This is a genomic window from Leptospira montravelensis (genome assembly GCF_004770045.1).
Classification (GTDB): Bacteria; Spirochaetota; Leptospiria; order Leptospirales; family Leptospiraceae; genus Leptospira_A; species Leptospira_A montravelensis.
On sequence record NZ_RQFO01000009.1, the window covers coordinates 251148 to 274571 of the forward strand.

The window sequence follows — 23424 nt, forward strand, 5'->3', positions numbered from 1 at the left end:
ATGAACTTTTGTCGTTTTTGCGGAACCAAAGAAATTCAGTTTCGTAAAAGCGGCAAATTTGGTTGTGTTCACTGTATACAAGTTTTTAAATATCCTATCCTTCAAAAACCCAAAATCATCCCCAAAAATGTAATGGAAGGTTTAGAGAGTTTTGTAAAAGAAAATTCTAAGTTTATCAATTTATTATCTTTTCGAACTCGCATCACAAGAAACCTAAAATCAAATCTTTTTCCATTTTACGATTCCATATTTACAAAATCCAAGCAGTTGTTAGCTGAGAATGGAATGGATTTTTGGCTATATCCTTCCGAATTGTACCAGTCAAACCCGGGTGAAAACTGTGAAGTAAAAATGGGTTTTTATTTAGGTTCCGAAGATCATATTCGTTGGGAAAAAATGGTTTCGGTTTCACACCGAATCCCCCAAGAATCACCGCTTGAAAAAAAGACCAAAAATCAAATCTTTCGTTTTTTACTGCAAAAAACCAATTGGGCGGTATTTCCCAAGATAGGGTTTATTTCCTCTTGCCCTACCAATTTAGGCCTGGGAAGGCGGGACTCAGTCCTTGTGGAATTGGATCCGGGAATCAGTCCCAGGTTTTTTTCAATTTTGCAAACTCTCACCGAATTTGGTATAGAATTTGCTCCTTCCTCCGATCATAGTTTTAGGAAGATCGGAGAAAACCCGGGTCTTGTCGTAAAAATCTCGTGGAAGAACGCTCGTGCGGTCCAAAAACGTCAGCTTTACAAAATTCTTGGTTTACGAGGCTCCCTTTAAACCGGTACGGTCATGATGGGAACGAGGACGTTCGTCTAATTAACAAAGGCAGGGTGCGGCATGTTGGAATTCACCAAAAGAGCAAAGAGAGTCATCAACGAAATCGCCCAAGATGAGGCTAAACGTTTGGGTTCCGATTTTATCGGTCCTGAACACATTCTACTTGGGCTTCTCCGGGAGGAGGACTCTGTCGCGATTAAGATTCTTACGAATCTAAACATCAATTTGAACGAACTCCGTAAAGAAGTCGAAAAGAGAACTCGTGAGGGTTCCGGTGCCTTGTTATTGGATGTAAGCCAAGGACAAGACAAATACCAAAAAATGATCGAAGTTTCTAAAGAGGAAGCAAAACGCCTCAAACATAACTATGTGGGAACTGAGCACATTCTTTTGGCACTACTTCGCGATAACAATAATATTGCGGGTGGATCGTTATCATCGTTCAGCGTAAATTATAACGTCATTAAATCTGAGATTTTACGACTTTTGGGAGCTCCACCCTCTGGTGCGGTGGGAGCAGGAACTACAGGAACACAATCCGGTCCACAAGGCCAAACACAAACTGCAGCACCAAGACAGGAAAAAAGTAAAACTCCTATTTTGGATGAGTTTGCACGGGACCTAACCCAACTCGCACGCGAGAAAAAACTAGATCCTGTGATTGGTCGCTCCAAAGAAATCGAAAGAGTCATTCAAATCCTCTCTCGTAAAACAAAAAACAATCCAGTTCTTGTGGGAGAATCAGGTGTGGGTAAAACGGCCATCGTTGAAGGTCTTGCCCAAGCTGTGATCGACAAGTTAGTTCCCGATTTACTTTTCGATAAACGAGTGTTATCTCTTGATTTGGCAAGTCTCATTGCAGGAACCAAATACCGAGGTGAGTTTGAAGAACGATTGAAAAAAATCATGAAAGAAATCGTTACTTCGCAAAACATCATCATCTTTATCGATGAGTTACACACTCTCATTGGAGCAGGGGCTGCCGAAGGGGCTGTGGATGCGGCAAACATTCTAAAACCTGCACTCGCTCGTGGGGAATTACAATGTATTGGTGCGACAACGAATAACGAATACCGTAAATACATCGAAAAAGATTCTGCTCTGGAAAGAAGATTTCAAATGGTGAAGGTTCTTGAACCTTCCGTTGATGATGCAGTTCTTATCTTAGATGGTTTGAAAAAAGCATATGAAGCTCATCATAAGGTTCGTTATACAGAAAAAGCCATTGAACAAGCGGTTAAGTTATCTCACCGTTATATCAACGATCGCTTTTTGCCAGACAAAGCAATTGATATCATTGATGAGGCTGGTGCAAAAGCTCGTCTTGCTAATTGCCAACGTCCGAACGAAATCAAAGAGATTGAAGAAGAAATCAAAGCTCTTTCCGTTAAAAAAGAAGATTTGGTTCGTAGCCAAGAGTATGAAAAAGCAGCCGCAGTTCGCGATGAAGTGAATCGTAAAAAAGGCCAATTGGAAGAAAAAACCAAACAGTGGCAAGAACGAATGGAAGGTTATGCTGTTTCTATTGAAGAAGAAGATATACTTTCTGTTGTGAGTCTTTGGACAGGAATTCCATTGAAAAAAATGGAAGAGTCCGAAAATACAAAACTTCTCAATTTGGAAGAAGACATCAAAGGTCGTATTGTTGGACAAACCGATGCCATTGAAAAAGTAGCTCGTGCTGTCAGACGTTCACGCACAGGTCTCAAAAGTGAAAAACGCCCTACCGGATCGTTTATTTTCCTTGGACCAACAGGTGTAGGAAAAACAGAACTTGCAAAAGCTCTCGCAGAACAACTGTTTGGATCGGAAGACAATATGCTCCGCATCGATATGTCGGAATATATGGAACCTCATGCAGTATCCCGTCTGATTGGAGCTCCTCCGGGTTACGTAGGATATGATGATGGCGGCCAACTCACTGAATTTGTGAGAAGAAAGCCATATAGTTTGGTTTTACTCGACGAAATCGAAAAGGCACACCATGACCTTTTTAATATCTTACTCCAAATTATGGAAGAAGGGAATTTAACTGACACCAAAGGTCGTAAGGTAAACTTCCGCGATACCATCATCATCATGACTTCGAACATCGCTGCGAAAGAAATTTCGAAAGGTGGGCGATTGGGTTTTGAAGACTTCGCAGAAGAAAGAGAAACTTACAAAGCAGAACAAGCTCGTGAACAGTTGAAAAAACATTTTAACCCAGAATTCCTCAACCGTGTGGATGAGGTGGTTTACTTTGCTCCTCTCAAAAAAGAAGAGATTGTAAGCATTGTGGATATCATGTTAAAAGACTTTAACAAACGTTTGACTGAAAAGAAGGTGCTTGTAGATCTTTCTCTTTCTGCCAAAGAACATTTTGCAACCATTGGATACGACCAAAACTATGGAGCCCGTCCACTCCGACGTGTGTTCCAAAGAGAATTGGAAGATTATATGGCTGTGCAGTCTTTGAAAGGCGTTTATGATAACCCAACGAAGATTCAGGTAGACTTTGTGGAAGGAAAACTCGTGTATTCGGAAACTCCTTGGTCTGATTACAAGGAAGCTCCGAAAAAAGACGACGGTTCTTCGCCAAGCACAGAGGAAAAAGATTTGGCTCTCGTTTAGAGAGCCTTTCGGGCAGGCGAACGGAAATGGCTATCCTCATTCCCCTCGTCTTCCTGTTTTCTTATTTCTTTATCCGCAAGATTTGGTTCCAACTCCGAAAAATTCGAACCGTTGGGACCATCGAGCGGATTGAACTTGGTTATATTCGCCCCAATTTAATTCTCCCCGAAGTGAAAGTTTTCTATAAATACTACTTCCAATCGGGATTGTATTTCGGATCTGGTTATCTCAATCTCTCCGATTTTCTCACCCATCAAGAATTCCATCTTCATTTGGGGCCTGGTGAAAATCCTATTTTATATACAGAAGATGCAGAGATCATCACGGAAGAACATATTGAACATTACTTGCTTTCCAAGGGGGGCAGTGTTTTCCTATACCTGGACCCCATCGAACCCTACCATTCCAGGATTGATTCGGTTAATTTGAATTCCATTACTGTTCCGTCGGACCTTTTATGAAACATTTGATTTATACTTTAGCCGTTACTTGTTTTCTTGTAACCTCCCTCCATTCCCAAGAAAAAGAACAAGTTGGTTCGGCTTACTTTCAAGCTGTAGATGAATACAAAGTAAAAAACTATAACAAGTCAATAGAGCTTGTAAAGAGTTTACTTACTGATGGTAAATCTTCCTATGAATTCTATGCTTTACTTGCATTTAACTATGATAAGTTGAACGACTTTGAAAATTCTTATAAAAATATCTTAGAAGCAAGAAAACGTAAACCTGACGATGAAGATCTTTTGTTAGCAAGTCTTGCAATCTTAACTCGCAACAAAAAATGGAAACCGGCCATTGAACTTGCCGAAAAAACTATCCCATTGTATCCGCAAAATCCTGAAGTAAGATACTTTTATGCACTGGCACTATCCGAAAAAGGTGCTTCCAAAACTGCACTTTCTCAAATTGAAAAAGCAAAAGCAGGTAGTCCCAATGACTTCCGAATGTTAGAGTTAGAGGGAAAAATCTATTATAATTTAAAAAATTATGATAAAGCGGATGTTAGTTTAAGATGGGCATCTTCTTTAAACCAAAATTCTGCTGAAATTTGGAATAACCTGGCTCTCGTCCAAGAATCATTATACAAAACCAATAAAAAATTGGGTAAAAAATCTCAAGCAAACACCTATTTGACGGAGGCAAAGGAATGTATCCAAAAAGCTTCTGATTTAAATGGAGAAAGTAATACAATCAAAGAAAATTCAAAACGGATTGTTGCACTTAGCGATTTGTGAAAATAAAGTTTCATACACTTGGCTGTCGGTTGAACTTTTTTGAAACCGATGGTATGTATTCAGTTCTCAAAGACAAAGGATTTTCTTTAGCAGAAGCCGAGGAAAAGGCGCAGTACATTGTTGTGAATACTTGTACTGTTACTAATAAAGCTGATGTAAAAAACAGGAACATCATTCGAAATGCCATACGCACAAACCCTGGTGCAAAGGTTTATGTGACAGGTTGTTATGCAGAAACTGACAAAGAAGTTTTACTTAATATTCCTGGTGTGTTTGGTGTATTCGGTAATACCGAAAAAAGTTCTCTACCTTATAAAATTTTAGAAGACTTTGAAGGAAAAGAAGTATATCCAACTAAAGAACTGGATCGATTTTCCTATTCGGACGTACTGCCGGAAGGCCATACTCGAGCGTATTTAAAAATACAAGATGGTTGTAACAGAAAATGTTCCTATTGTAAAATCCCAGCTGCACGTGGTCTTGGAGTCAGTAGAAATTATAACGACATTTTAGATCAAGTTAGATACCTTCAAGACAATGGAGTTGGGGAAATTCAGTTAACTGGCGTTAATTTAGGATGGTATCGATTAGAAAATGGTGAAAAAGGTTTTTTAAATCTTTTAGAAGATATTTTAAAAATCTTAGAATATTCTCGTATTCGTCTTTCTTCCATAGAGCCGCCAGATGTAGGATCCGGGTTACTGGATTTAATGAAACACCCCAGATTTTGTAAATTTTTACATATTCCTATTCAAAGTGGTAGCCGAAAAATTTTAAAAGATATGCGGCGAACATATCATCCAGATGCATTTCGAACAAGGATTGAACTAGCAAAAGAGAAACTGCCTGGTTTATTTCTTGGAACTGATGTCATTGTGGGATTTCCTTCGGAAACAGAAGTTGAATTTAATGAAACAAAACAATTGTTAATTGAGCTTGGTTTTGCAAAATTACATGTATTCCCTTATTCTGTTCGAAAGGGCACAACTGCTGAATCCTTTGGCGATCCGATTCCAGGTGATGAAAAAAAACGCAGAGTATTAAATTTGATGGCTCTCAGTTCTGAATTGCACAAAAAATATTCTGAATCGGTCATTGGTAAAACCTATGAGGCCATTCTTGAAAGTGATGGACGGTTTGTAACAGATAATTATCTGAAAGGTAAACTTGCTGATTCTTTCCGATTTGATACCTTACAAACTGGACAATTTGTAGATGTTAGGTGCGTAGAGTACAAACCTGCTAAAGATAAAGAAGGTGAGTTTGTTTTTGGACTGTCCCTATAATTTCTATTAGAAAAAGAATTCCCAAAAACAATCAATTAGTTACAATTAGGTCAACATGGATCGTAAAAAACTATATATTCCTGGATTTATCTTTGTAATCGTTCTAATCCTTTCTTCTGTTTGGTTTTTTCGGAATTCTCAATCTAACCGATTAGGAATTGAAAGAGGGTCTTTGGTCGAAGCAGTATATGCTCTTGGCACTGTAAAACCAGTCGAAAGTTTTAGTTTAAAATTTGGAATTGCAGCTTCGGTTCGAGAAATTTTTGTAGAAGAGGGCCAAACCGTTACAAAGGACCAAGCTCTACTTGTAAACGATTCAGGAATTACTTTCCGATCTCCATTTAATGGCACCTTAACCAAGTTAAATGTTGCAAAAAATGAAACAGCAATGCCAGGCCTGCCTCTTTTAGAGATCCAAAATTTAAAAGAAGTTTATATTTCCGTTTCTTTAGACCAAGAATCTGCGTTACGTGTCAAACCAGGTCAACTTGCTCAACTTAGTTTTGAATCCATACGAGGAAATGTTTATAAAGGAAAGGTCGAACGGATATATCCATCGAACGGACAATTTTTGGTTAGGATCGAACCAAATGAACTTCCGCAAGGAATTTTACCGGATATGACTACCGATGTGGCTATCGAAGTTTCTTCCAAAGAAAACGTAATCTTAGTTCCGTTAGTTGCCGTTGACCGAGGAAAAATTATTAGGTATCGTGATGGCAAACGTGAAAAAATTGAAATTCGTATTGGAGCCATCAATTCAGAATATGGAGAGTTAGTCCAAGGTGATCTGAAAGAAGGCGACGAAGTATTGGTTAAAAACTGATATGTTGTTTCTTGCGATAAGACAGATCCTTTCAAGACCACAACAATCCATTCTTACATTGATCGGAATCGTACTTGGTACTGCAGGTTATATTGTTTTCTCGGGAATTATGTTGGGTTTTCAAGCTGTCATAACTGACCAATTGGTGAACACTGACGGACAGATCAAAATTTCGCCTAAAGATGAACTGATAACGGAAAGAACATTTGAAGAAGTTTTTTTTCAAGGAAAAGTAGTGCGTTGGTTGTCGCCACCTTCCGGCAGAACCGACAATTCCCGGTTAACGAATGTTCTAGGTTGGATGGATAAGTTATCCAATGATCACCGAGTCATTTCTTTTGCACCGCAGCTTACCAAAGAAGTTATTTTTGTAAATGGGAAAGCAACGGCTCCAGCTAGGTTTGTTGGAGTTGATCCGACGATCCAACCTAAAGTAACTAATATAAGTGATTACATTGTAGAAGGAAAAATTTCCGATTTATCTAGAGGGACTTCGCTTGCCATTATGGGTGAAGGTGTTTTGAATAAACTTGGTGCAAAAATTGGTGATACCATTTCCGTATATATTCCAGGTTCTGATTTAATCCCTATAAAGGTGGTTGGTATTTTGAGTACTGGAAATCGTTTGGTTGATGAAGTCACCGTATATTCTGCATTGTCTACTGTACAAAGTGTAACAAAATCTAGTGGAGAAATCTCTCAAATTATTGTAAAAATTAATGATATTCGATCTGCTGCTGCAATTGCCGCTGAATTTCGGTATTTTAGTAAAGATAAAGTGGAAAGTTGGGACGAAGTAAATGCAAGTATTCTTCAAGTCTTTAAAACACAGGATATTGTTAGAAACTCTACCACTTTTACAATCATTCTTGTCGTAGCATTCGGAATATATAATATTCTAAATATGGTTGTGAACCAAAAGAAAAAGGAAGTGGCCATCCTTCGTTCCATTGGGTTCGACGAAAAAGATACAATCCAACTTTTTATTTTCCAAGGCTTGTTTTTAGGTACACTTGGAGCTGTCATTGGAATCGTTGTGGGAATATTTGGATGTTATTATATAGATGGAATTCCCATTGGTGATCCAAAACAAAATTCCAAAGCTTTAATGAAAACGATGATGATTTCTTGGGACTGGATGATATATGTAAAAGGGTTTTGTATCGCCGTTATCAGTGCATCCATTGCGAGTTATATACCTGCACGTATGGCAAGCCGTCTTTCACCTGTCGATATTATCCGAGGGGCAACATAAATGATTGGAATAGATGCCAAACATATTTTTAAATCCTTCGGAGAACCACCGCAAGAAGTATTAAAAGATGTTTCGTTAGATATTGATATTGGTGATTTTGTTGCCCTCACTGGAAAGTCGGGTTCCGGTAAATCAACGTTACTCTATATTGTAAGTGGTTTGGACAATCCAACAAGTGGTGAAGTCAAACTGAATGGAAGTTCCCTTTCTGGAATGGGAAGCAAAGAAATTCATGCCTTACGAAATCAATCGATAGGATTTGTCTTTCAATTCCACTACTTACTTCCTGAGCTTACGGGACTAGAAAATATAACTATGCCGGCGAGAAAAACTGGATCGCATAAACTCACTGAAGACTATGCTTTGCATTTGATGGAAAGTTTTTCTGTATTACATTGTAAAGATAAGTTTCCGAGCCAAATGTCTGGTGGAGAAGGGCAAAGGGTTGCGATTGCGCGTGCTTTAGTTCAAAAGCCAAAATTTCTTTTTGCCGACGAACCGACTGGCAATTTAGATACAGTTAACGGCGATAAGGTGATGGAGATTTTTAAGCGAATCAACAAAGAGGATGGAACTACCATTCTTTTTGTAACTCATGATCCAGATTATGCGAGTTTAGCGAGTCGTAGGGTCCATATGGTTGACGGAAAAATTGCAGAAATTTCCTAAAAATTCTGTTATATTATCATAAAACCGATTTTATAGCAGATTTTTTCCAAAAAAATTAATGAATTCGAGAGTTCTTAACCGACCTTGGCATAAGATATGTTTGAACACTTTGAAACTGACGCCATCCGCATCCAAACCAAACGAACTGGAGAAAAAGAACATTCCACTCCTTTATTTTTAACTTCAAGTTTTGTTTTTGATGATGCGGAACATGCAAGGGCACTTTTTGCAGAAGAAGTTACGGGCAACCAATACACTAGATTCTCTAATCCCAATACGACAGAGCTCATAGATAAACTTTGTTCTTTAGAACATACAGAAGATGGAATTGCGACTGCTTCTGGGATGTCTGCTGTTTTTACTTCCGTGTTTGGACTTGTTCAGTCTGGAGATCATATCGTTTCAGCTCGTGCAATTTTTGGATCCACACATCAAATATTTGCGAATATACTTCCTAGGTTTGGAGTCACAACTACATACGTTGATATCAACAAACCAGAGTTATGGGAAGAGGCATTTCAAGAAAATACCAAAATCGTATATATAGAAACTCCATCGAATCCAGGTCTAGATATAGTAGATTTAGAATGGGTAGCTGCCTTATGTAAAAAGAAAAAAGCCATACTTATAGTTGATAATTGTTTTTGTTCCCCGTATATCCAAAGACCTGCAGAATTCGGAGCCGATGTTGTGATTCATTCTGCAACTAAATATTTGGATGGCCAAGGCCGTGTGATTGCAGGTGTCATTTTAGGGAAAAAAGAATACATACAGCCGATTCGTTATATGGCCCGAAATACGGGACCATCTTTATCTCCAATGAATGCTTGGATCATATCGAAAAGTTTAGAAACCTTGGCTGTACGTATGGATAGACATTCAGAAAACGCAATGAAATTGGCTGAATTTTTGGAACAATCCCCTGATGTAGATTTAGTTAGATATCCTTTTTTACCAAATGATCCTGGTTATGCGATAGCCAAAAAACAAATGAAATCTGGAGGTGGAATTGTATCTTTTGTCATCAAAGGTGGAGTAGAAAGAGCAAGAAAATTTTTGGATTCATTGAAATGGTTTTCTCTCACTGCCAATTTAGGTGATACTCGAACCACTGTCACTCATCCTACTTCTACCACTCATTCTAAACTTTCGGAAGCAGAAAGGTTAACTGTGGGAATTTTACCGGGACTGATACGAGTTTCGGTTGGGTTAGAACATATAGACGATATCATTGCGGAAGTAAAACAGGCACTTGCCAATTCAAAGTAAACAATAGATAACGAGAGTTCTTTTTTTCAAGAAGGGACTCTTGTAACATTTTTTTTGACTCTGGATTCAGTTTCTTATCATTTTCCAATCGTTGTTCTTCAAATTGTCGTACGTATTGTTCATCAGGATCCACTTCGATTTCCCATAAAAATTTAAGTACCTTTTTTTCTTTTGGATCGTAACCAATACTTACTTGGTGCGACATTTGGGGTTTGATTCTTGTATCTAAATATTCTTCTGTTAAATTCGTATTCACAATTCTACCAATAACCGACTCTTCAAGAAGGACTGGTTTTGATTTATGATTAAGAATTGCGTAAAAACGTAAGTAAACTTTCGGGATGATATAAGTCGGAAATCGGTGTCCCACACCTATTGATTTAAGTTCTGCTTGTATATGAAAAGTGCCATTTTTTTCTGTAATTTTCCAAGTAGGTAATAAAGATTTTTGTACAAAAGTTTTATCGTGGATACCTTTCCAGGAATGTTCTCTCTCAGACATATGACAGTTTTGGCACTGAATTCCCTGTTTCGCAAATGGACTATTTTCCCATTCCGTATAAACTTCCATTAGTTTTTTGCCATTGAGTCTCTTTCCATTTGGTTTACTTTCGTGACAAGATTTACAAAATGCAGAAGATTCAAATTCTTCTTTAGCAATGTACCCGTTATGTGGTAAATTGTTTATATATGATTTTTCTTTTGCATTAGTTCTTGGTGGAGGACCAAATCGTATTTGATTTCGAATGTGGCAGGACGCACAAAGAATCGAAGGGTTTGAAATCCCATTGGGAAAATTTTGGTGTTTTGAATTAAGAATTTCTTTAGTTTCGAATTCTGTAGAAAGCTCTGATTTAGTTTCTGGTAAAGGAGAGTGGCACTGGAAACAAGACTGGTATTCCTTAGAAGATAAAATTTCCTTCTGCCATAAAAATCCTTTGCTGATAGATTTTGAGTGCAAACTTTCTTTCCAATTTTGAAACTGCTTGTTATGACAAGTCTGACAAGCATTAGGTTCTAGGTTTTTTTCTAATACTGTGAAATGTTTTGGTGGTATACCTTGGACTTCGATGGGATATTTCCAATGTGAGTCTAAGAAGTTTGAATCCAAACAACTTACGAAGTTTGTCATAAAAACTAAGATAACCGTAAGTTGAATGGATGGAAAATTCATACGTAAATACAAATTAAGTAATTATCATCCCCCGCAAGCATTTCCTCCTCCACCGGAAGGAGCTCCGCCGCCACCTGACGATCCAGATGCTGTGGTTCCGCGTAAAAATGATTTGTCTTCAACTCTAATTTTATTGGAATTTTTTACAAACTGTCTAGCAACATCCAGTTGATAATTGGGAACATTCGCATCTGCGTTAGGGTTATTACTTTCTGTTAAAGATGTAAGATCGGTACGCCAATAGGAAGCAGGTTGCGAAATGGCACTGGGACTCGAACCTGATGATGGTGATCTTAGTCCAAGGGCCCCAAATTGTTTCCACCCACCTTCATACATTCTTGTTGGTTTACCTAGAATTTGATGTACAACAAACCAAACGAGTGAACCTTTTGTTGCATCTTCGCCGTAAATATAAATTTGTTTATTTGCTGAATAACCAGTGTTATTTAAATAACTTTGCAATTGGTTAAACGATCGAAACTGGAAAGTCGTTCCATCATACAAATCTGTCGGAACTAAATTCGAGGAGGATTTAATTCGTCCTTCATAAGTAACAACGCATGTATTTGAAACAAATGTAGAATTTGTTTTTGTAGTACAGTTTGTATACTTGGATCCCGAAGCTGTTGAATTGATCGTCCCAGTAAAAGATGCATTTGGTCTGCCATCAATGATTTGAAAACCTTCCACTGGGATTGGGTCAACATCTTCAAAATTGGTATTTCCGCCTTTGATTGCATGTATTAAATCTCCGATCGTAAGTTGTAAAACTGTGTGGTCACGAAAAAGATTTTTTATATTTCCTGCACGATTACTATTTGCATAAGTGTAAGAAGGAGTTGTAAATAAACTGCCCGCTGTTGTTAAATCAGCAATCGAACCATTTAAAACTGCTAACCTTTCTTTCGGGAAACCCCAGTATAACAAAGAGTAGTATGCGAATGTTGCTGATGATAGGTTCGTCAAAGAGGATGTATCACTAGCAAAGACAATATAATCTAATGCTGGATCAATGCCGTAGATAGAAAAAAAATCGGATATTTTTTTGCCTTTTGGAACTACGCCATCAATACCTAAAACTCCATCGTCTCTGACATCCGTAAGCAATTCCGATAAGTTAGAAACTGGATAGGAGAATGCCTGTTTGCCATCAAAAAAAACATACCGTCCACTTGCGCCTGTGGTTTGTATTTGAAAGACAACCAAGTTTCCAGAGACACCAGAAGGCCGATTATTATTCCAATTTGATAAGAACCGTGCAAACTTACTGGCAGTGATTAACCCACTTTCATTAAGATTATAATCGGCATTCGATAAAGTTGCCAATTCTGCCGGAGTGTAAACACGAAATAAAAATGGCGTTAAATCAATTTTTAAGCTCTGCGGAAGGAATAAATATTCCGGTAAACCTTTACAGCAAATCATTTGAGTGAAAAGTATAAAAAGAATTGTTAAGTATTTTAGTTTCATTCTGGTACCTCAAAGATTGTAAGGAAGTGTTACGGCAAATCCTACTGTTTTTAATTTAGCTGTGTTATATCCTGCAATGGTTTCTGAATAGAAGAGGGTATAGAAATTTCCGAAACTATCCGAATAACTAAAACCTACTTCTGCATTATGAAAACTTTCTTTTCTACCCCATGCCGGCCGTTCATTTTGTACGTATACATCATATGGATTAATTCCATAAAAAGATGGTTGTGGGTAACGAACTATGTTTAATGGAGGTTGTTGTCTTGGATCTGCATATGCATATCCACCTTGGCCGACTTGACCACGCATACCTACGGTTATAAACAAAGATTCGAAAAACCGTTTGTATATTGCTCCGTAATAGAGAATATCATCGGGAACGAGATTCTCTCTTTTTCGATAAGAAAATTCCCCTAAAGATCCAAGTCCCCAAACACCAAAATCTTTTGCTAAGTAAAGATTTACTTCTCCACCACTGGCACCATCGCCAAGGGACTGTGGATTCCGGTCATAATCACCACGTTTGATTCCACCAACACGGAGTGAAATGGTTGGCATCCACCGGTATTTTGAATCAAATTCGTCTAAAATTTTATAGCGAATTCCAAACCTTGTATCCATAAATCCGTATTTATCTGGAACTTCTGGCGTTTGTTGTAATCCTAAATATCGATTAAAAATTTTATGGCGACCTAATTTACCAAATCCAAAGGTTAAATCGGCAGTAAGCCTATCGGTTATCCCGTATTCTAACGCTAGGTTTGCAACCGACAAACGGACGTTATCATCGTATTTTGCTTTTTGACCAGCAAGGAAAGCACCATCATACTCAGAGTGTATGAAAACCGGGCGGACCCATAGTTGTCTTTCATAAGGTGCCCATGCCTGTTGTGCATAAATACTTGGAGTAACAATGATAAAAATAAAAATTAGATACTTTGAGAAGTTTAAGAAAGATTTCATAATTTATTCCTTCTTTTTCTCTGGTAGTTTTACGTTAAATCTTATTTGAACAAAGTATTCGAGAGCTAGTATTTGTTCCTCAGTGAGTTTGCCTGCTAATTCCGGGAGATTAACTCTTCTTTTTTCTGTATTCGGTAAACTCCCTTGCAAGTATTCCAATCGTTCTTCTTGGTCTAGTTGCTTAATGTTTGTTTGCTTTTCTAATGTAATATCTTGATTATAAACTGCTTTCCCTAAGTGGTATTTTTCCCTGTCTTGGCCTTGTGGTATGTTTGCAATTCCCCCACCTCCAATACCACCAGATGCATAAACATTTGTAATTAATAATAGATTAATGATTAATATTATAATTAAATTTTTCATTTAAATTTCCCTGTTATTACGATTTTTATTTATTAAAAGCAAAAGAGGAATGATTTACATTCCTCTTTGTTTGATGCTTTTTAACGTTTGTAAGCTTTGTCATCTTCAATGATTTTTCTTGTCGTTGTTGCTGAAATATTTAGGTTTGTTGGTAAATTATTATCAACATCGCCAGCAACATTGTAAGTAATCACTTCAGAAAGTTCAGGTACGTCAGTTCTAAAAGGAGAGTCGGAAGGTAACTTAGGAGCAGGTCCCGCACCAGTTAAACTTCCCCATTCAATCCAACTACCATCATAGTATGTTGAAGGGTAACCTAAGATGGCAATATAAGAGAATCCAGTTACCTGTGACCTATTGTTTGTTCGGCAAAGTTGGATCGCTGTTTGGCCTGATTGATAACCTCTTGCGTCAAAGTAAGCTTTTAAATCTGCTTTTGATTTAAATCTGTGTTCTGTATCCAAAAGTCCAGTCCAAGGAACATCTTTGGCACCTTTAATCCTACCTTCAAAACCTACATACTTTCCTGAAGTTTCTGATTGAGTACTTTTAATGGTTCCATTGTATTCGGCTGCACTTGCGGAAGATCTTGCATCAGAAACAAAGACACTAGAAGTAAGGCCAGCAATAGTTACATTATTAGGTGCTTTTACCGCTTTAATTACATCTTCTAATGGAAGCATTAAAATTGTATTGTCTACTCTCAAACTTTTTACACTGTAGCGATTGTTATATCCTGGAGGTGTATTTGTTGTAGTACTAAAGGGAACAAAATTTCCTTCGGTGTCAATGAGCCTTGGGAGTGTCCCATTAAGAAAGGCTAGATTTTTATGATCAAATCCCCAATAACGAAAAGAGTAAAACGCTCTTAATGTTCCTTGTACATGACTTGCTGCATCGGCAGTAGAAACTAAGACAATTAAGTCATTGGCTGGATCAATTCCATATTGATTTAAGATCTTATCAATATGAGCACCGTCTGCAATGATAGATATTGTATCCGCTAGTCCATTGTTTCTTTTTTGACTAAAACCGTCTCCGCCATCATTGGCGTTTGCACCACTTGCAAAATTGAAGGAATACACAACCACATCGTTTCCATTTCCGCCGATGTATTCTTTTCCTGCCTGTGTACCTGTTCCTCCTGTTCCTCTTGGATTAACTCCATTTTGTAAGATCACAAGTTTTCCGTTGATCTCTGCTGGTTTTGTTCCCGACCAGTTGTTCACCCATTTTCCTAAAGTGGAAGGAGTAATAAGTCCGTATTCATTGAGGTTGTAATTTTCGTTCGATTCTTTTGCTAAATCAACTGCAGTATTGACTTTAATTCCCGGCGAGAGGGCCAGTGCAACTAACAGTAAGTTTTCGATATCCTTATTCTTTTTTGTGCCACCGCAGGCTCCGATGAACCCCGCGGTAATCAGCGCAATCAATTTGAAAAATAGATTGGTTTTCATTTTTTAATCCTTAGATTGAATTCCCGTTCTTTCTCTGTAGGGGTTGCACCAGAGACAAAAAACATGGTAAGGACAGACTTATTTAGGGGAGGGAAATTAAAAACCTGAAATCTAATATAATGAATTTAAAATCTTATATAGCGTATAGTATATTGCCTGGATGCGCAGTCCATTGTGTTGCAAGTAAAAAGACCAGGCTATAAATCGTAAAATCCTCTATCTGGTTTTTTTCGAGGAAATCCAAAGGAATTTTGATTCCTCTATAGAATCATTTTCAACAAATTCTAATTCCGCAATAGGAAAAAAGGCACTATCTGCTGGTCCTAAAACAAGGTCTTTCGTTTTTAATTTGATTCTAGTGTTTCCAATGATTTGATAGATTTTGATATCAAAGGCGGATGGTAAATGAGAGAATTGTGAAACTTTACCACTAATTATTTTCCATTCTACAATACTTAGTTTATCTCTTTCCTCCTGATAAAAAACTCTAGATTCGGCAGTATTTTTAGGTGAAATCCAACGTTTACCTTCATTGGCACCTATAAAACGAGGGGATTGAGCAAACAAATCAGGAATCATTTCACCAATAGGGATTCGCAGTGATTTAGATAACTTCCAGAGAATTCCTATACTCGGAGTAGTTTTACCTGATTCGATTAAACCAAGCATGCCTCGGCTAACAGTAGAAATTTGCGAGAGCTTTTCCATAGATAATCCGAGTTCAAGTCGTCTTCTTTTTAAGGTTTCTCCAAGAACAACTGTTAAAACTTCATCTACATTTCTTTCGTTTTCTGTTGTGACCGAAAAACTTTCAATTTCTGTTTCCATACCCAATACTTCCCTTTGGGGATATGTTTGATATATTGGATATTTTGTAAAGTAAAATGAATATTTGTCTGAACTGCAATAGGAGGCAGATTAAGGAAATACCAACCTCCAAAAGGAGGATGGTTTCAGGAATTTCATAAAAATAGGTAAATGTTGTACCCAGACGTGCTTTGGTAAAATAGGATAACTGTGGTAGTGAAATTAGAACCCAAGGTGTTACATTCTCTGATTTCGAAATTACTAGAAGTGGAATCAATACTAGAAAATACCAAGGATTATAAACTGGTGATAAGGTTAGGAAAAAATATCCGTATAAAAAATATAAATCTAATTTTGATGCATGAGAAAGAAAAATTCGGTGACGATTTTTTTTTGCAAGTGAAATCCAAACATATATATTAATGGTTGTTAGTTGTACTAAAAAAGGAAACGTTTTTAAGTCAATAATTCCAAATAACTTCCACAATGGTTCGTAAAATTGATTAAATTTGAAATTTCCACCAAATTTAAATAAATTATAAATTCCAAAGTCAATTGTAGATGGAAAAATAAAATAATAAACAAGATAAAACATTAAATAACCGCCAAGTCCGGATAGAAGGCAAAGCATCCATTTCACCCAACTAGAATTCCATTTTTTATAATTTATAGGTTGGCATAAAGAGATAAGAAAGATGATGGAAAATATTTTAATATGAATCACTAAACCTAAAACAAAGCTGGCTCCAATCAGTTTTTTCTCTCTGACTAAATTAAAGAAAATCCATAGTAATGAAATTATTAATATTTCGAAGTGAAAGTTTATATAAATTTCTTTAATAAAAACAGGAAAGATCCAATATGATAAACGAGACTTGTTGAACTTACCTTTCGAAAAATAAAGAAAACAAAAAGTTTCAAGAACAAGGTAGGTTAATTTTAATAAAATTCCAGAAAATCCTAATGAAAATAAGGAAAAATAGAATAAAACAAAAGGACTATAAATAGTTGTCCAATCTGGATGGTTGATCTGCGATAATATTTCGATTTCTGTACCAGTTAAATTTGGACTTTGAAAAAAATCTAATGGTGATATTTCATACGGTGACATACCATTTCGAATTAACATTCCTTCCCATAAATATCTTGACCAATCGTCTTCCCAGAGAGGTGGAAGAAAGATAGATAGTATCCGTAAAAAAAATCCGAGAATAAGAATATGTTTGTAATATTTTTTAAAGAAATCTTTTGGAAAGGTTACCATCCATAAAAAAAGAATGGTAACCACTAAAAAACATATGAATAAAATCCATTGAGGCAAAGTCTTAAAACAATCTATTTATTGAAGTTGAGATTGTTACAACGTTCACAAATTTCTTCTGGAATCACTCCTAGTTTCATTAGCAAACCAAATGCAAAACAACCTGCACACCAACCCAAAAAAGATTCTAAGGATGCAAAAAAGACTAATGTGGCAAGTGTGATCTGGTAAACAAGAGTATGTCCTAACACAAAGAATACAATGGCACTAACACTAAATAAGAATCCAATCAATTGCGCAAATCGTTTGGGAGGTCCTGCAGCGCTAACAAAAGATATTCCGAGCCAAGGTACGAGGTATCGCGATGTAAAAAATGCGAAAGGTTCAAACTTAGGTCCGTAACTGAGCCTTAACGCAAATCCAAACACAAGGAATCCTAATACATAAGCATTAGGAAATAAAATGGCAAGAACGCCAAAAAATACCACGGAAGAGGCGACGATCCTCGTGACATTTTCATTGACCACATCTGGATAATAACCTATTTTCATAATGGCCTCCATTTACTTCCAAAGTACGAATAGAATCGTAATTAGCAAGGAAAATTCGCTTTCTTGGATGAAATGTTTATTTTATTGACGGAAATTCGTCTTAAAAGAGAAGGTTTGTAAAAAATGAGAGGATTCTCTATGAAAATCTGGCGCGGTTATGGGATTTATCTATTTGTTATTTCTCTTTTATGGGCGTATTGGCTCCAACTGAGCGCAGGTCCACAAGGTTCCACCCCCAGCAAAGGGGAATCCCCTTGGTTTTTATCGGCAGAATTGGCTCTCCAAACTCCTAAATATACGATCCTTGATACGAGATCTTACCTTCATCGCATCAAAAACAAAGTTCCTAGTTCTAAGGTCATATCTTGGGAAGACCTATCTCGAAGTGATCAACCACACAAGGGAGAACTTTTGGAATTAAAGTTAGTACGTAAAAAAATTAATGATTTAGGCATTCAGGAAAGCGATTACATATTAGTGTTAGGTGATGGAATCGCAGGTTGGGGAGAAGAAGGTCGTATTGTTTGGAGTTTACGTGAAGCTGGGTTTAATCAATCCTTTTGGGTTGAAGGGGGATACCCTGCTTATGAAAAAGAAATTCAGAGAATATCAGACAGTAAAAAAAATAAGGAATCCGAGTTATATAAATTTCAAAATAAAAATATTCAATCCTCTGCAGTTTTAAAGGAAGATATTTTGCAAGGATTACAAACGAAAAAGTACCAAATCCTTGATACTAGGGAACCTAGAGAATTTTCTGGAGCAACTCCATATGGAGAAACCAGGGGAGGGCATATCCCGGGCGCTAAATCCTTTTTTTATCAAGAGTTGTTTGATAATAAAGGAAATATAAAATCTAAATCTGAAGTTGATCGTTATTTGAAACAAATTGGCATTCAAAAAGATAAACCAATCGTTGCTTACTGTACTGGAGGTGTTCGCTCTGCTTTTGTTGTAGGAATTCTTCGTACTTATGGATATAATGCTTATAATTATGCGGGTTCTATGTGGGAATGGTCCTACGATCCGAAACTTCCATTGGAAACTAATCATTGAAACGCACTATTTTCATTTTTTTGTTTCTGTTCATAGGATTGGGGACCAGTATATATCTTTATTTAAACCAAAGAATTGTTCCCATTGAACAGGTGTTCCCTAGTAAAATTTGGGCAAAACCTATTGAAAATCTCCCCAATCTAAAAGGTGTTGGGGCACCAACTGCAAAAAACTGCGGTGGTTGTCATACTGAAATTTATGAAGAATGGAAACGGTCGACACATGCAAATGCGCTATCCGACATTCAGTTTCAATCAGAATTGGCAAAACCAAGTTCACCTAAATGGATTTGTTTGAATTGTCATATCCCCGTTCAAAACCAAAGGGAAACGATCATCACCGGCTTACAAAATGGAGATTATCTTCGTCCGGTGGAAATTCCTAATCCAAATTTTAATATTGAAATGCAAGCGGAGGGAGTCACATGTGCTACCTGTCACGTACGTGTAGATTCCAATTTTAAGGAAAGTTTTGTGATAGGGGGAACGGGTGGAACGACTCCTCCTCATCCGGTAAAAATTGATAGAAAACAGTTGTTAAATCGTTGTTACGATTGTCATAACGAAACCTATTCCTTAAATGAATCGCTAATTTGTTCTTTTCAAACAGGCACTGAGTTAATTGCTACAAAATCAAATGAATCCTGTTCTTCCTGCCACCAACCAGAAGTTCGTCGGTCATTCGTAAAACCTTCTCTAAATAAACCTATAAGGACCTCCCATAAACATGGATTCATTGGAGGTGGTGTTCCCAAAACCTTTGATTTGTATCAAGACCAAATAAGATTGGGTTACAAACCGGGCATCGTTCTTTCTGATTTAAAAGTAGAAAACAACAGAATTGAAGTTTTACTTAGAAATTCCAATGCTTCGCATCATGTCACTACAGGAGATCCGGAAAGGTTTTACCGTTTGATCCTTGTGGGGATCGATCCATTGGGAAAAATTATTTATAAAGAAGAAACCACCATTGGTCAAGAATGGGTTTGGTCTCCTGCTGCTAAAAAGGTAAGTGATAACCGAATTCCTTATGGTAAAAGTTTTGAATGGAAAATAGAATTACCAAACTTACCAATTGAAACGTTTCAATTTCAGGCAGTTCATGTCCGATTGAAAAATAATACTTCTGATTTTATGATACAATCTTCCGGATATGTTCCTTCGAAGTACAAAGCTAATGTAGATAAAATAAAAGATTTATACCCTCATAGTTCTTTAGTGATTGAAACAAAGTATCAGTTGAAAACTAAATCTAGGAAAGACACTCCGCTAGAAGAATTATTCAAAAGGAATGTCAATAGAAAAGGTGAATAATGTTTTTTGTATCATACCTGCACGTGATGAAGAAGAAGGCATAGAACGTGCGTTATCTGGAATTCTAGCTGGATCAGGTTTGCAAAAACCTAATTTTATCATTGTTAATAATGCCTCAAAAGACCAAACTGCTAACATTGTAAAACGAATGGGACTTTTGTGTCTAAATTGCCCTGAAATTGGTTACGGAAACGCCTGTTTGTTGGCTTTAGATTGGATCAAAAACTCCGGTTTATCTCCTGATTATATTTTATTCTGTGATGCCGATGGTTCTGATGATCCATCCGATATCCAGAAATTAATTCATGTCATTCAAGAGAATGATGATGATTTGGTGATTGGTTCAAGAACTTTAGGTGAGGTAGAAAAAGGTGCTTTGTCTCCGATCCAAATATTTGGGAATGCTTTGACTTGTTTTTTAATTCGTATTTTTTTTCGCCGTAAATTTACCGATATGGGGCCACTCCGAATTATACGTTATTCTTCTATTTTACGGTTGCAGATGGAGGATCCTACTTGGGGTTGGAATATTGAAATGCATGTAAAGGCTTTACAATTTGGACTTGCCATTCGTGAAATTTCAGTCAATTATCGAAAACGGTTTGCAGGTGTTTCGAAAATATCAGGAACCTTATCCATGTCAATCCGAGTAGGCATAAAAATTTTATACACTTTTTTTCGGTTAATTCTATTTCGTGTCCATTCGAAGTAATTTAACAAAACTACTCCTGGGCATTTTATACCCATTTGTTTTATTTGTTTCTACTCATTGGGGTAGTCGAAACGATTTTAGCATCATCCTTGTTGTATCCACTGTTTTGCCATTATATTTTTATTTTTTATCAGCATCCCTTTCGTTGTTTGAAAATCGTTTTTACTGGTATTTCGGTTACGCTTTTTTTTTACGTGTAGCGGCTCTTGGTTCTCCGGCAGTTTGGAGTGATGACATTTATCGATATTTGTTTGATGCAAAAATTTTTTTGGAGGGTTTTTCTCCTTATTTATATACTCCCGCAGAAGTCATCAAGTTCATTCATTGTTCTCCTTTAGAATTGGAGACACTTTTATCAAAAATGAATAGTCCAAATTATTATTCCGTTTATCCATTGTTAGTTCAATATTTTTTTTCGTTGGGAACTTTGGTTGGTTCTTATTTAGGAAGTAGTTTTCTAGGGGTTCAAATTTTAATTTTGTTAGTTGATATGGTGAATTTGATTCTTATTAGAAAATTATATCCATTAGCAAGTTTTAAATCTTATTGGTTGTATTTTGGAAATCCGATTGTGATTTTAGAAGGAATATCGCAAATGCATCCTGAAGTTTTATTAGTAACAGGGTGCTTATTACTTTTGCTATCTGGTTCAGTAACTCAAAAGATTTTATCATTCTTTTTTTTAACGCAGTTGAAAATCAATACTTTTCTCTTAATTTTGGGATTTCGATGGAATCGCAGTTATTGGCCTAAATTAGTTATCGTATCTTGTCTTTCTCTTTTATTATGGAAAGTAACAGTTTTTTCCGATTTAGGTTCGCAAGGGTCTTCTGGGATTGGGCTTTTTTTTCATTCCTTTCGCTTTGCAGGAATGGTTGAACCTTTTTTCTATTATATTTTATATTCATTTAATGTAGAATATCTTTCGGGTATTTTTTCTTTCAGTATTCTTAGTTGCATTTTTATTTTCTGTCTTAAAAAGGATTTCGTTTCACAACTAAACTTTGAAAATCGTTTGCTTTTCATTTATTCTTTATTCCTTTTATTTTCACCAGTCATTCATCCTTGGTATTGGATCCCCTGGATTTTTTTAATGGTAGGAAAGGAAAAAATGGAACTGTTCGTAACAAATATTTCTTTTTTAAGTTTTTTATCTTATGGATTATATGTTTGGAATGATTTTGTGCACATTCACTGGATGATTTCCATTTTGGTATTAGGTTATTATGGGAAAAAACAAATTAATTATTTTTGCAAAACAACCTAAGTTAGGAAAGGTTAAAACCCGGTTAGCAACTACGATTGGGGAAGACAAAACTCTAAAGATATACTTTGAATTACTCACTATCACAAAAAAAGTAACTTCTGTTATTGATGCAGAGAAGGTTGTATATTGGGATACACTAACGTGTCATTCCCAAAATGAGTTTGAGTTTGGATACGAGAATAAAATACAAGAAATAGGGGATCTTGGATTCAAAATGGAAAAGGCATTCCAAAATGAATCTAAGCTCGGTGCCAAAAAAATAGTCATCATAGGTACCGATTGCCCTTACTTAACAAAAGATATACTAGAAGCTGCTTATTCAGAATTAGATTATTTCGATTTTGTGTTGGGGCCAGCCCTTGATGGTGGTTATTATTTACTTGGAATGAAAGAATTTTTTCCGTTTGTTTTTCATTCCATCCCCTGGAGTACAGAGAATGTATTATCTTTGACCATCGAATCAATAAGGAAAAACAAAAGAACAGTTACTCTTTTAGAAGAATTGTCTGATATAGATGATATAGATGATTTGAAAATATGGAAATCTGATATTTAAGGAATTTGTTGGATTTTAATATCCACTCGCCGATTCAATGTTTGGTGTTCTTTTGTTTTGTTGGATAATTTTGAATTTCCGTAAAATAATCTTCTAATTTGATTTGGCTCCACAAAATGAATAAGAAAAAAACGTTCAACCTCTAATGATCGTTTTTCACTGACTAATACGTCTTCCTTTGCATTTTTTCCTTCATTGGCATGTGCTTGGATATAAACTTCATAATTTCTGTTTTTGTTCAGAAAATCCGCAAAACTTTGTAAACGAATCAAATCGGCCTTTTCAATTTTGGAAGACTTTTTAGAGAAATACAAAGTTAGGGATTTGTCATCGAAAGCAGGTTCAGTTTTTTTATAAGGATTTTCGAAAACCACACCTTCTTGTCCTACAAGTCCTTGTGTGAATAGAAAATATTGAACAGTGTAAGTTAACAAAAGCAAACGGAGGACTTTGTTCAGATTTAGGTAGAACATAGTCTAATCATCGGATGGTTTAAAAAGTTTCCGCATGATAGATTTTAAAAATATGATTGAAATATG

General features: G+C 36.5%; 23 protein-coding genes. 14 read left to right on the forward strand and 9 right to left on the reverse strand.

Features of this window, described 5'->3' with window-relative positions:
- The 9 genes from EHQ31_RS07710 to EHQ31_RS07750 all read left to right on the forward strand — a co-directional run bounded on the left by EHQ31_RS07710 (position 1) and on the right by EHQ31_RS07750 (position 9932).
- A complete protein-coding gene (locus EHQ31_RS07710; protein WP_135574691.1) occupies positions 1-777 on the forward strand; it encodes an ATP--guanido phosphotransferase in 777 nt (258 codons plus the stop codon).
- A gap of 60 nt (positions 778-837) precedes the next feature.
- Positions 838-3390 (forward strand): ATP-dependent Clp protease ATP-binding subunit, encoded by a 2553-nt coding sequence (locus tag EHQ31_RS07715; protein ID WP_135574689.1) that lies wholly within the window; start codon positions 838-840, stop codon positions 3388-3390.
- Positions 3391-3416: 26 nt separating this feature from the next.
- On the forward strand, positions 3417-3851 hold the full coding sequence (locus EHQ31_RS07720; protein ID WP_135574687.1) for a hypothetical protein: 435 nt from the start codon (positions 3417-3419) through the stop codon (positions 3849-3851).
- Positions 3848-4627, forward strand: a complete 780-nt coding sequence (locus EHQ31_RS07725; protein WP_135574685.1) for a tetratricopeptide repeat protein — start codon at positions 3848-3850, stop codon at positions 4625-4627. Before EHQ31_RS07720 ends, EHQ31_RS07725 begins: the two co-directional genes overlap by 4 nt.
- A complete protein-coding gene (gene mtaB / locus EHQ31_RS07730) occupies positions 4624-5913 on the forward strand; it encodes a tRNA (N(6)-L-threonylcarbamoyladenosine(37)-C(2))-methylthiotransferase MtaB (RefSeq protein WP_135574683.1) in 1290 nt (429 codons plus the stop codon). The genes EHQ31_RS07725 and mtaB overlap by 4 nt, the downstream gene beginning before the upstream one ends.
- A 55-nt stretch (positions 5914-5968) precedes the next feature.
- Positions 5969-6739: an efflux RND transporter periplasmic adaptor subunit gene (locus EHQ31_RS07735; RefSeq protein WP_135574681.1), complete on the forward strand. Its 771-nt coding sequence runs from the start codon at positions 5969-5971 to the stop codon at positions 6737-6739.
- A gap of 1 nt (position 6740) precedes the next feature.
- Entirely contained in the window at positions 6741-7994 is a 1254-nt protein-coding gene (locus EHQ31_RS07740; RefSeq protein WP_135574679.1) for an ABC transporter permease, read from the forward strand.
- Positions 7995-8663, forward strand: coding sequence for an ABC transporter ATP-binding protein (locus EHQ31_RS07745; RefSeq protein WP_135574677.1), 669 nt, complete (start codon positions 7995-7997; stop codon positions 8661-8663).
- Positions 8664-8759: 96 nt separating this feature from the next.
- A complete protein-coding gene (locus EHQ31_RS07750; RefSeq protein ID WP_135574675.1) occupies positions 8760-9932 on the forward strand; it encodes a trans-sulfuration enzyme family protein in 1173 nt (390 codons plus the stop codon).
- Here EHQ31_RS07750 and EHQ31_RS07755 read toward each other — a convergent pair.
- From EHQ31_RS07755 to EHQ31_RS07790, 8 genes are all read right to left on the reverse strand, one after another.
- On the reverse strand, positions 9892-11106 hold the full coding sequence (locus EHQ31_RS07755; RefSeq protein ID WP_244247306.1) for a multiheme c-type cytochrome: 1215 nt from the start codon (positions 11104-11106) through the stop codon (positions 9892-9894). The genes EHQ31_RS07750 and EHQ31_RS07755 overlap by 41 nt on opposite strands.
- A 24-nt stretch (positions 11107-11130) precedes the next feature.
- A complete protein-coding gene (locus EHQ31_RS07760; protein ID WP_135574673.1) occupies positions 11131-12576 on the reverse strand; it encodes a rhodanese-like domain-containing protein in 1446 nt (481 codons plus the stop codon).
- 9 nt (positions 12577-12585) lie between these two features.
- A complete protein-coding gene (locus EHQ31_RS07765) occupies positions 12586-13542 on the reverse strand; it encodes a hypothetical protein (protein WP_135574671.1) in 957 nt (318 codons plus the stop codon).
- A 3-nt stretch (positions 13543-13545) separates the two neighbouring features.
- Positions 13546-13905 carry a hypothetical protein gene (locus EHQ31_RS07770; RefSeq protein WP_135574669.1) on the reverse strand — a complete coding sequence of 120 codons (360 nt, stop codon included), beginning with the start codon at positions 13903-13905 and terminating at the stop codon, positions 13546-13548.
- A gap of 80 nt (positions 13906-13985) precedes the next feature.
- On the reverse strand, positions 13986-15362 hold the full coding sequence (locus EHQ31_RS07775; RefSeq protein ID WP_135574667.1) for a rhodanese: 1377 nt from the start codon (positions 15360-15362) through the stop codon (positions 13986-13988).
- 216 nt (positions 15363-15578) lie between these two features.
- Positions 15579-16190, reverse strand: a complete 612-nt coding sequence (locus EHQ31_RS07780) for a helix-turn-helix domain-containing protein (protein ID WP_135574665.1) — start codon at positions 16188-16190, stop codon at positions 15579-15581.
- Positions 16174-17298: a hypothetical protein gene (locus EHQ31_RS07785; RefSeq protein ID WP_244247307.1), complete on the reverse strand. Its 1125-nt coding sequence runs from the start codon at positions 17296-17298 to the stop codon at positions 16174-16176. The genes EHQ31_RS07780 and EHQ31_RS07785 overlap by 17 nt, the downstream gene beginning before the upstream one ends.
- A 206-nt stretch (positions 17299-17504) precedes the next feature.
- Entirely contained in the window at positions 17505-17981 is a 477-nt protein-coding gene (locus EHQ31_RS07790) for a DUF4395 domain-containing protein (RefSeq protein WP_135574661.1), read from the reverse strand.
- Positions 17982-18119: 138 nt separating this feature from the next.
- Between EHQ31_RS07790 and EHQ31_RS07795 the strand changes: the two genes are divergently transcribed.
- From EHQ31_RS07795 to EHQ31_RS07815, 5 genes are read left to right on the forward strand one after another with little or no spacing between them, the layout of a single operon-like run.
- Positions 18120-19037 carry a sulfurtransferase gene (locus tag EHQ31_RS07795; RefSeq protein WP_135574658.1) on the forward strand — a complete coding sequence of 306 codons (918 nt, stop codon included), beginning with the start codon at positions 18120-18122 and terminating at the stop codon, positions 19035-19037.
- Positions 19034-20350 carry a multiheme c-type cytochrome gene (locus EHQ31_RS07800; protein WP_135574656.1) on the forward strand — a complete coding sequence of 439 codons (1317 nt, stop codon included), beginning with the start codon at positions 19034-19036 and terminating at the stop codon, positions 20348-20350. Before EHQ31_RS07795 ends, EHQ31_RS07800 begins: the two co-directional genes overlap by 4 nt.
- Entirely contained in the window at positions 20328-21062 is a 735-nt protein-coding gene (locus EHQ31_RS07805; protein WP_244247308.1) for a glycosyltransferase family 2 protein, read from the forward strand. Before EHQ31_RS07800 ends, EHQ31_RS07805 begins: the two co-directional genes overlap by 23 nt.
- Positions 21046-22329 (forward strand): MptA/MptB family glycosyltransferase, encoded by a 1284-nt coding sequence (locus tag EHQ31_RS07810; RefSeq protein WP_135574654.1) that lies wholly within the window; start codon positions 21046-21048, stop codon positions 22327-22329. Before EHQ31_RS07805 ends, EHQ31_RS07810 begins: the two co-directional genes overlap by 17 nt.
- Positions 22289-22885, forward strand: coding sequence for a TIGR04282 family arsenosugar biosynthesis glycosyltransferase (locus EHQ31_RS07815; protein ID WP_135574652.1), 597 nt, complete (start codon positions 22289-22291; stop codon positions 22883-22885). The genes EHQ31_RS07810 and EHQ31_RS07815 overlap by 41 nt, the downstream gene beginning before the upstream one ends.
- Here EHQ31_RS07815 and EHQ31_RS07820 read toward each other — a convergent pair.
- The gene (locus tag EHQ31_RS07820) at positions 22882-23358 is read right to left on the reverse strand and encodes an OmpA family protein (RefSeq protein WP_135574650.1); all 477 of its coding nucleotides are present in this window, start codon (positions 23356-23358) and stop codon (positions 22882-22884) included. The two genes, EHQ31_RS07815 and EHQ31_RS07820, sit on opposite strands and share 4 nt — an antisense overlap.
- Between the last annotated feature and the right edge of the window lie 66 nt (positions 23359-23424).

Excerpts from the sequence above, each read along its gene's own strand:
- EHQ31_RS07710 (WP_135574691.1), top strand. The coding sequence starts at position 1 with ATGAACTTTTGTCGTTTTTGCGGAACCAAAGAAATTCAGTTTCGTAAA.
- EHQ31_RS07715 (WP_135574689.1), top strand. The coding sequence starts at position 838 with ATGTTGGAATTCACCAAAAGAGCAAAGAGAGTCATCAACGAAATCGCC.
- EHQ31_RS07720 (WP_135574687.1), top strand. The coding sequence starts at position 3,417 with ATGGCTATCCTCATTCCCCTCGTCTTCCTGTTTTCTTATTTCTTTATC.
- EHQ31_RS07725 (WP_135574685.1), top strand. The coding sequence starts at position 3,848 with ATGAAACATTTGATTTATACTTTAGCCGTTACTTGTTTTCTTGTAACC.
- EHQ31_RS07735 (WP_135574681.1), top strand. The coding sequence starts at position 5,969 with ATGGATCGTAAAAAACTATATATTCCTGGATTTATCTTTGTAATCGTT.
- EHQ31_RS07740 (WP_135574679.1), top strand. The coding sequence starts at position 6,741 with ATGTTGTTTCTTGCGATAAGACAGATCCTTTCAAGACCACAACAATCC.
- EHQ31_RS07745 (WP_135574677.1), top strand. The coding sequence starts at position 7,995 with ATGATTGGAATAGATGCCAAACATATTTTTAAATCCTTCGGAGAACCA.
- EHQ31_RS07750 (WP_135574675.1), top strand. The coding sequence starts at position 8,760 with ATGTTTGAACACTTTGAAACTGACGCCATCCGCATCCAAACCAAACGA.
- EHQ31_RS07755 (WP_244247306.1), bottom strand. The coding sequence starts at position 11,106 with ATGAATTTTCCATCCATTCAACTTACGGTTATCTTAGTTTTTATGACA.
- EHQ31_RS07760 (WP_135574673.1), bottom strand. The coding sequence starts at position 12,576 with ATGAAACTAAAATACTTAACAATTCTTTTTATACTTTTCACTCAAATG.
- EHQ31_RS07765 (WP_135574671.1), bottom strand. The coding sequence starts at position 13,542 with ATGAAATCTTTCTTAAACTTCTCAAAGTATCTAATTTTTATTTTTATC.
- EHQ31_RS07770 (WP_135574669.1), bottom strand. The coding sequence starts at position 13,905 with ATGAAAAATTTAATTATAATATTAATCATTAATCTATTATTAATTACA.
- EHQ31_RS07775 (WP_135574667.1), bottom strand. The coding sequence starts at position 15,362 with ATGAAAACCAATCTATTTTTCAAATTGATTGCGCTGATTACCGCGGGG.
- EHQ31_RS07780 (WP_135574665.1), bottom strand. The coding sequence starts at position 16,190 with ATGGAAACAGAAATTGAAAGTTTTTCGGTCACAACAGAAAACGAAAGA.
- EHQ31_RS07785 (WP_244247307.1), bottom strand. The coding sequence starts at position 17,298 with ATGTTAATTCGAAATGGTATGTCACCGTATGAAATATCACCATTAGAT.
- EHQ31_RS07790 (WP_135574661.1), bottom strand. The coding sequence starts at position 17,981 with ATGAAAATAGGTTATTATCCAGATGTGGTCAATGAAAATGTCACGAGG.
- EHQ31_RS07795 (WP_135574658.1), top strand. The coding sequence starts at position 18,120 with ATGAAAATCTGGCGCGGTTATGGGATTTATCTATTTGTTATTTCTCTT.
- EHQ31_RS07805 (WP_244247308.1), top strand. The coding sequence starts at position 20,328 with ATGTCAATAGAAAAGGTGAATAATGTTTTTTGTATCATACCTGCACGT.
- EHQ31_RS07815 (WP_135574652.1), top strand. The coding sequence starts at position 22,289 with ATGGGAAAAAACAAATTAATTATTTTTGCAAAACAACCTAAGTTAGGA.
- EHQ31_RS07820 (WP_135574650.1), bottom strand. The coding sequence starts at position 23,358 with ATGTTCTACCTAAATCTGAACAAAGTCCTCCGTTTGCTTTTGTTAACT.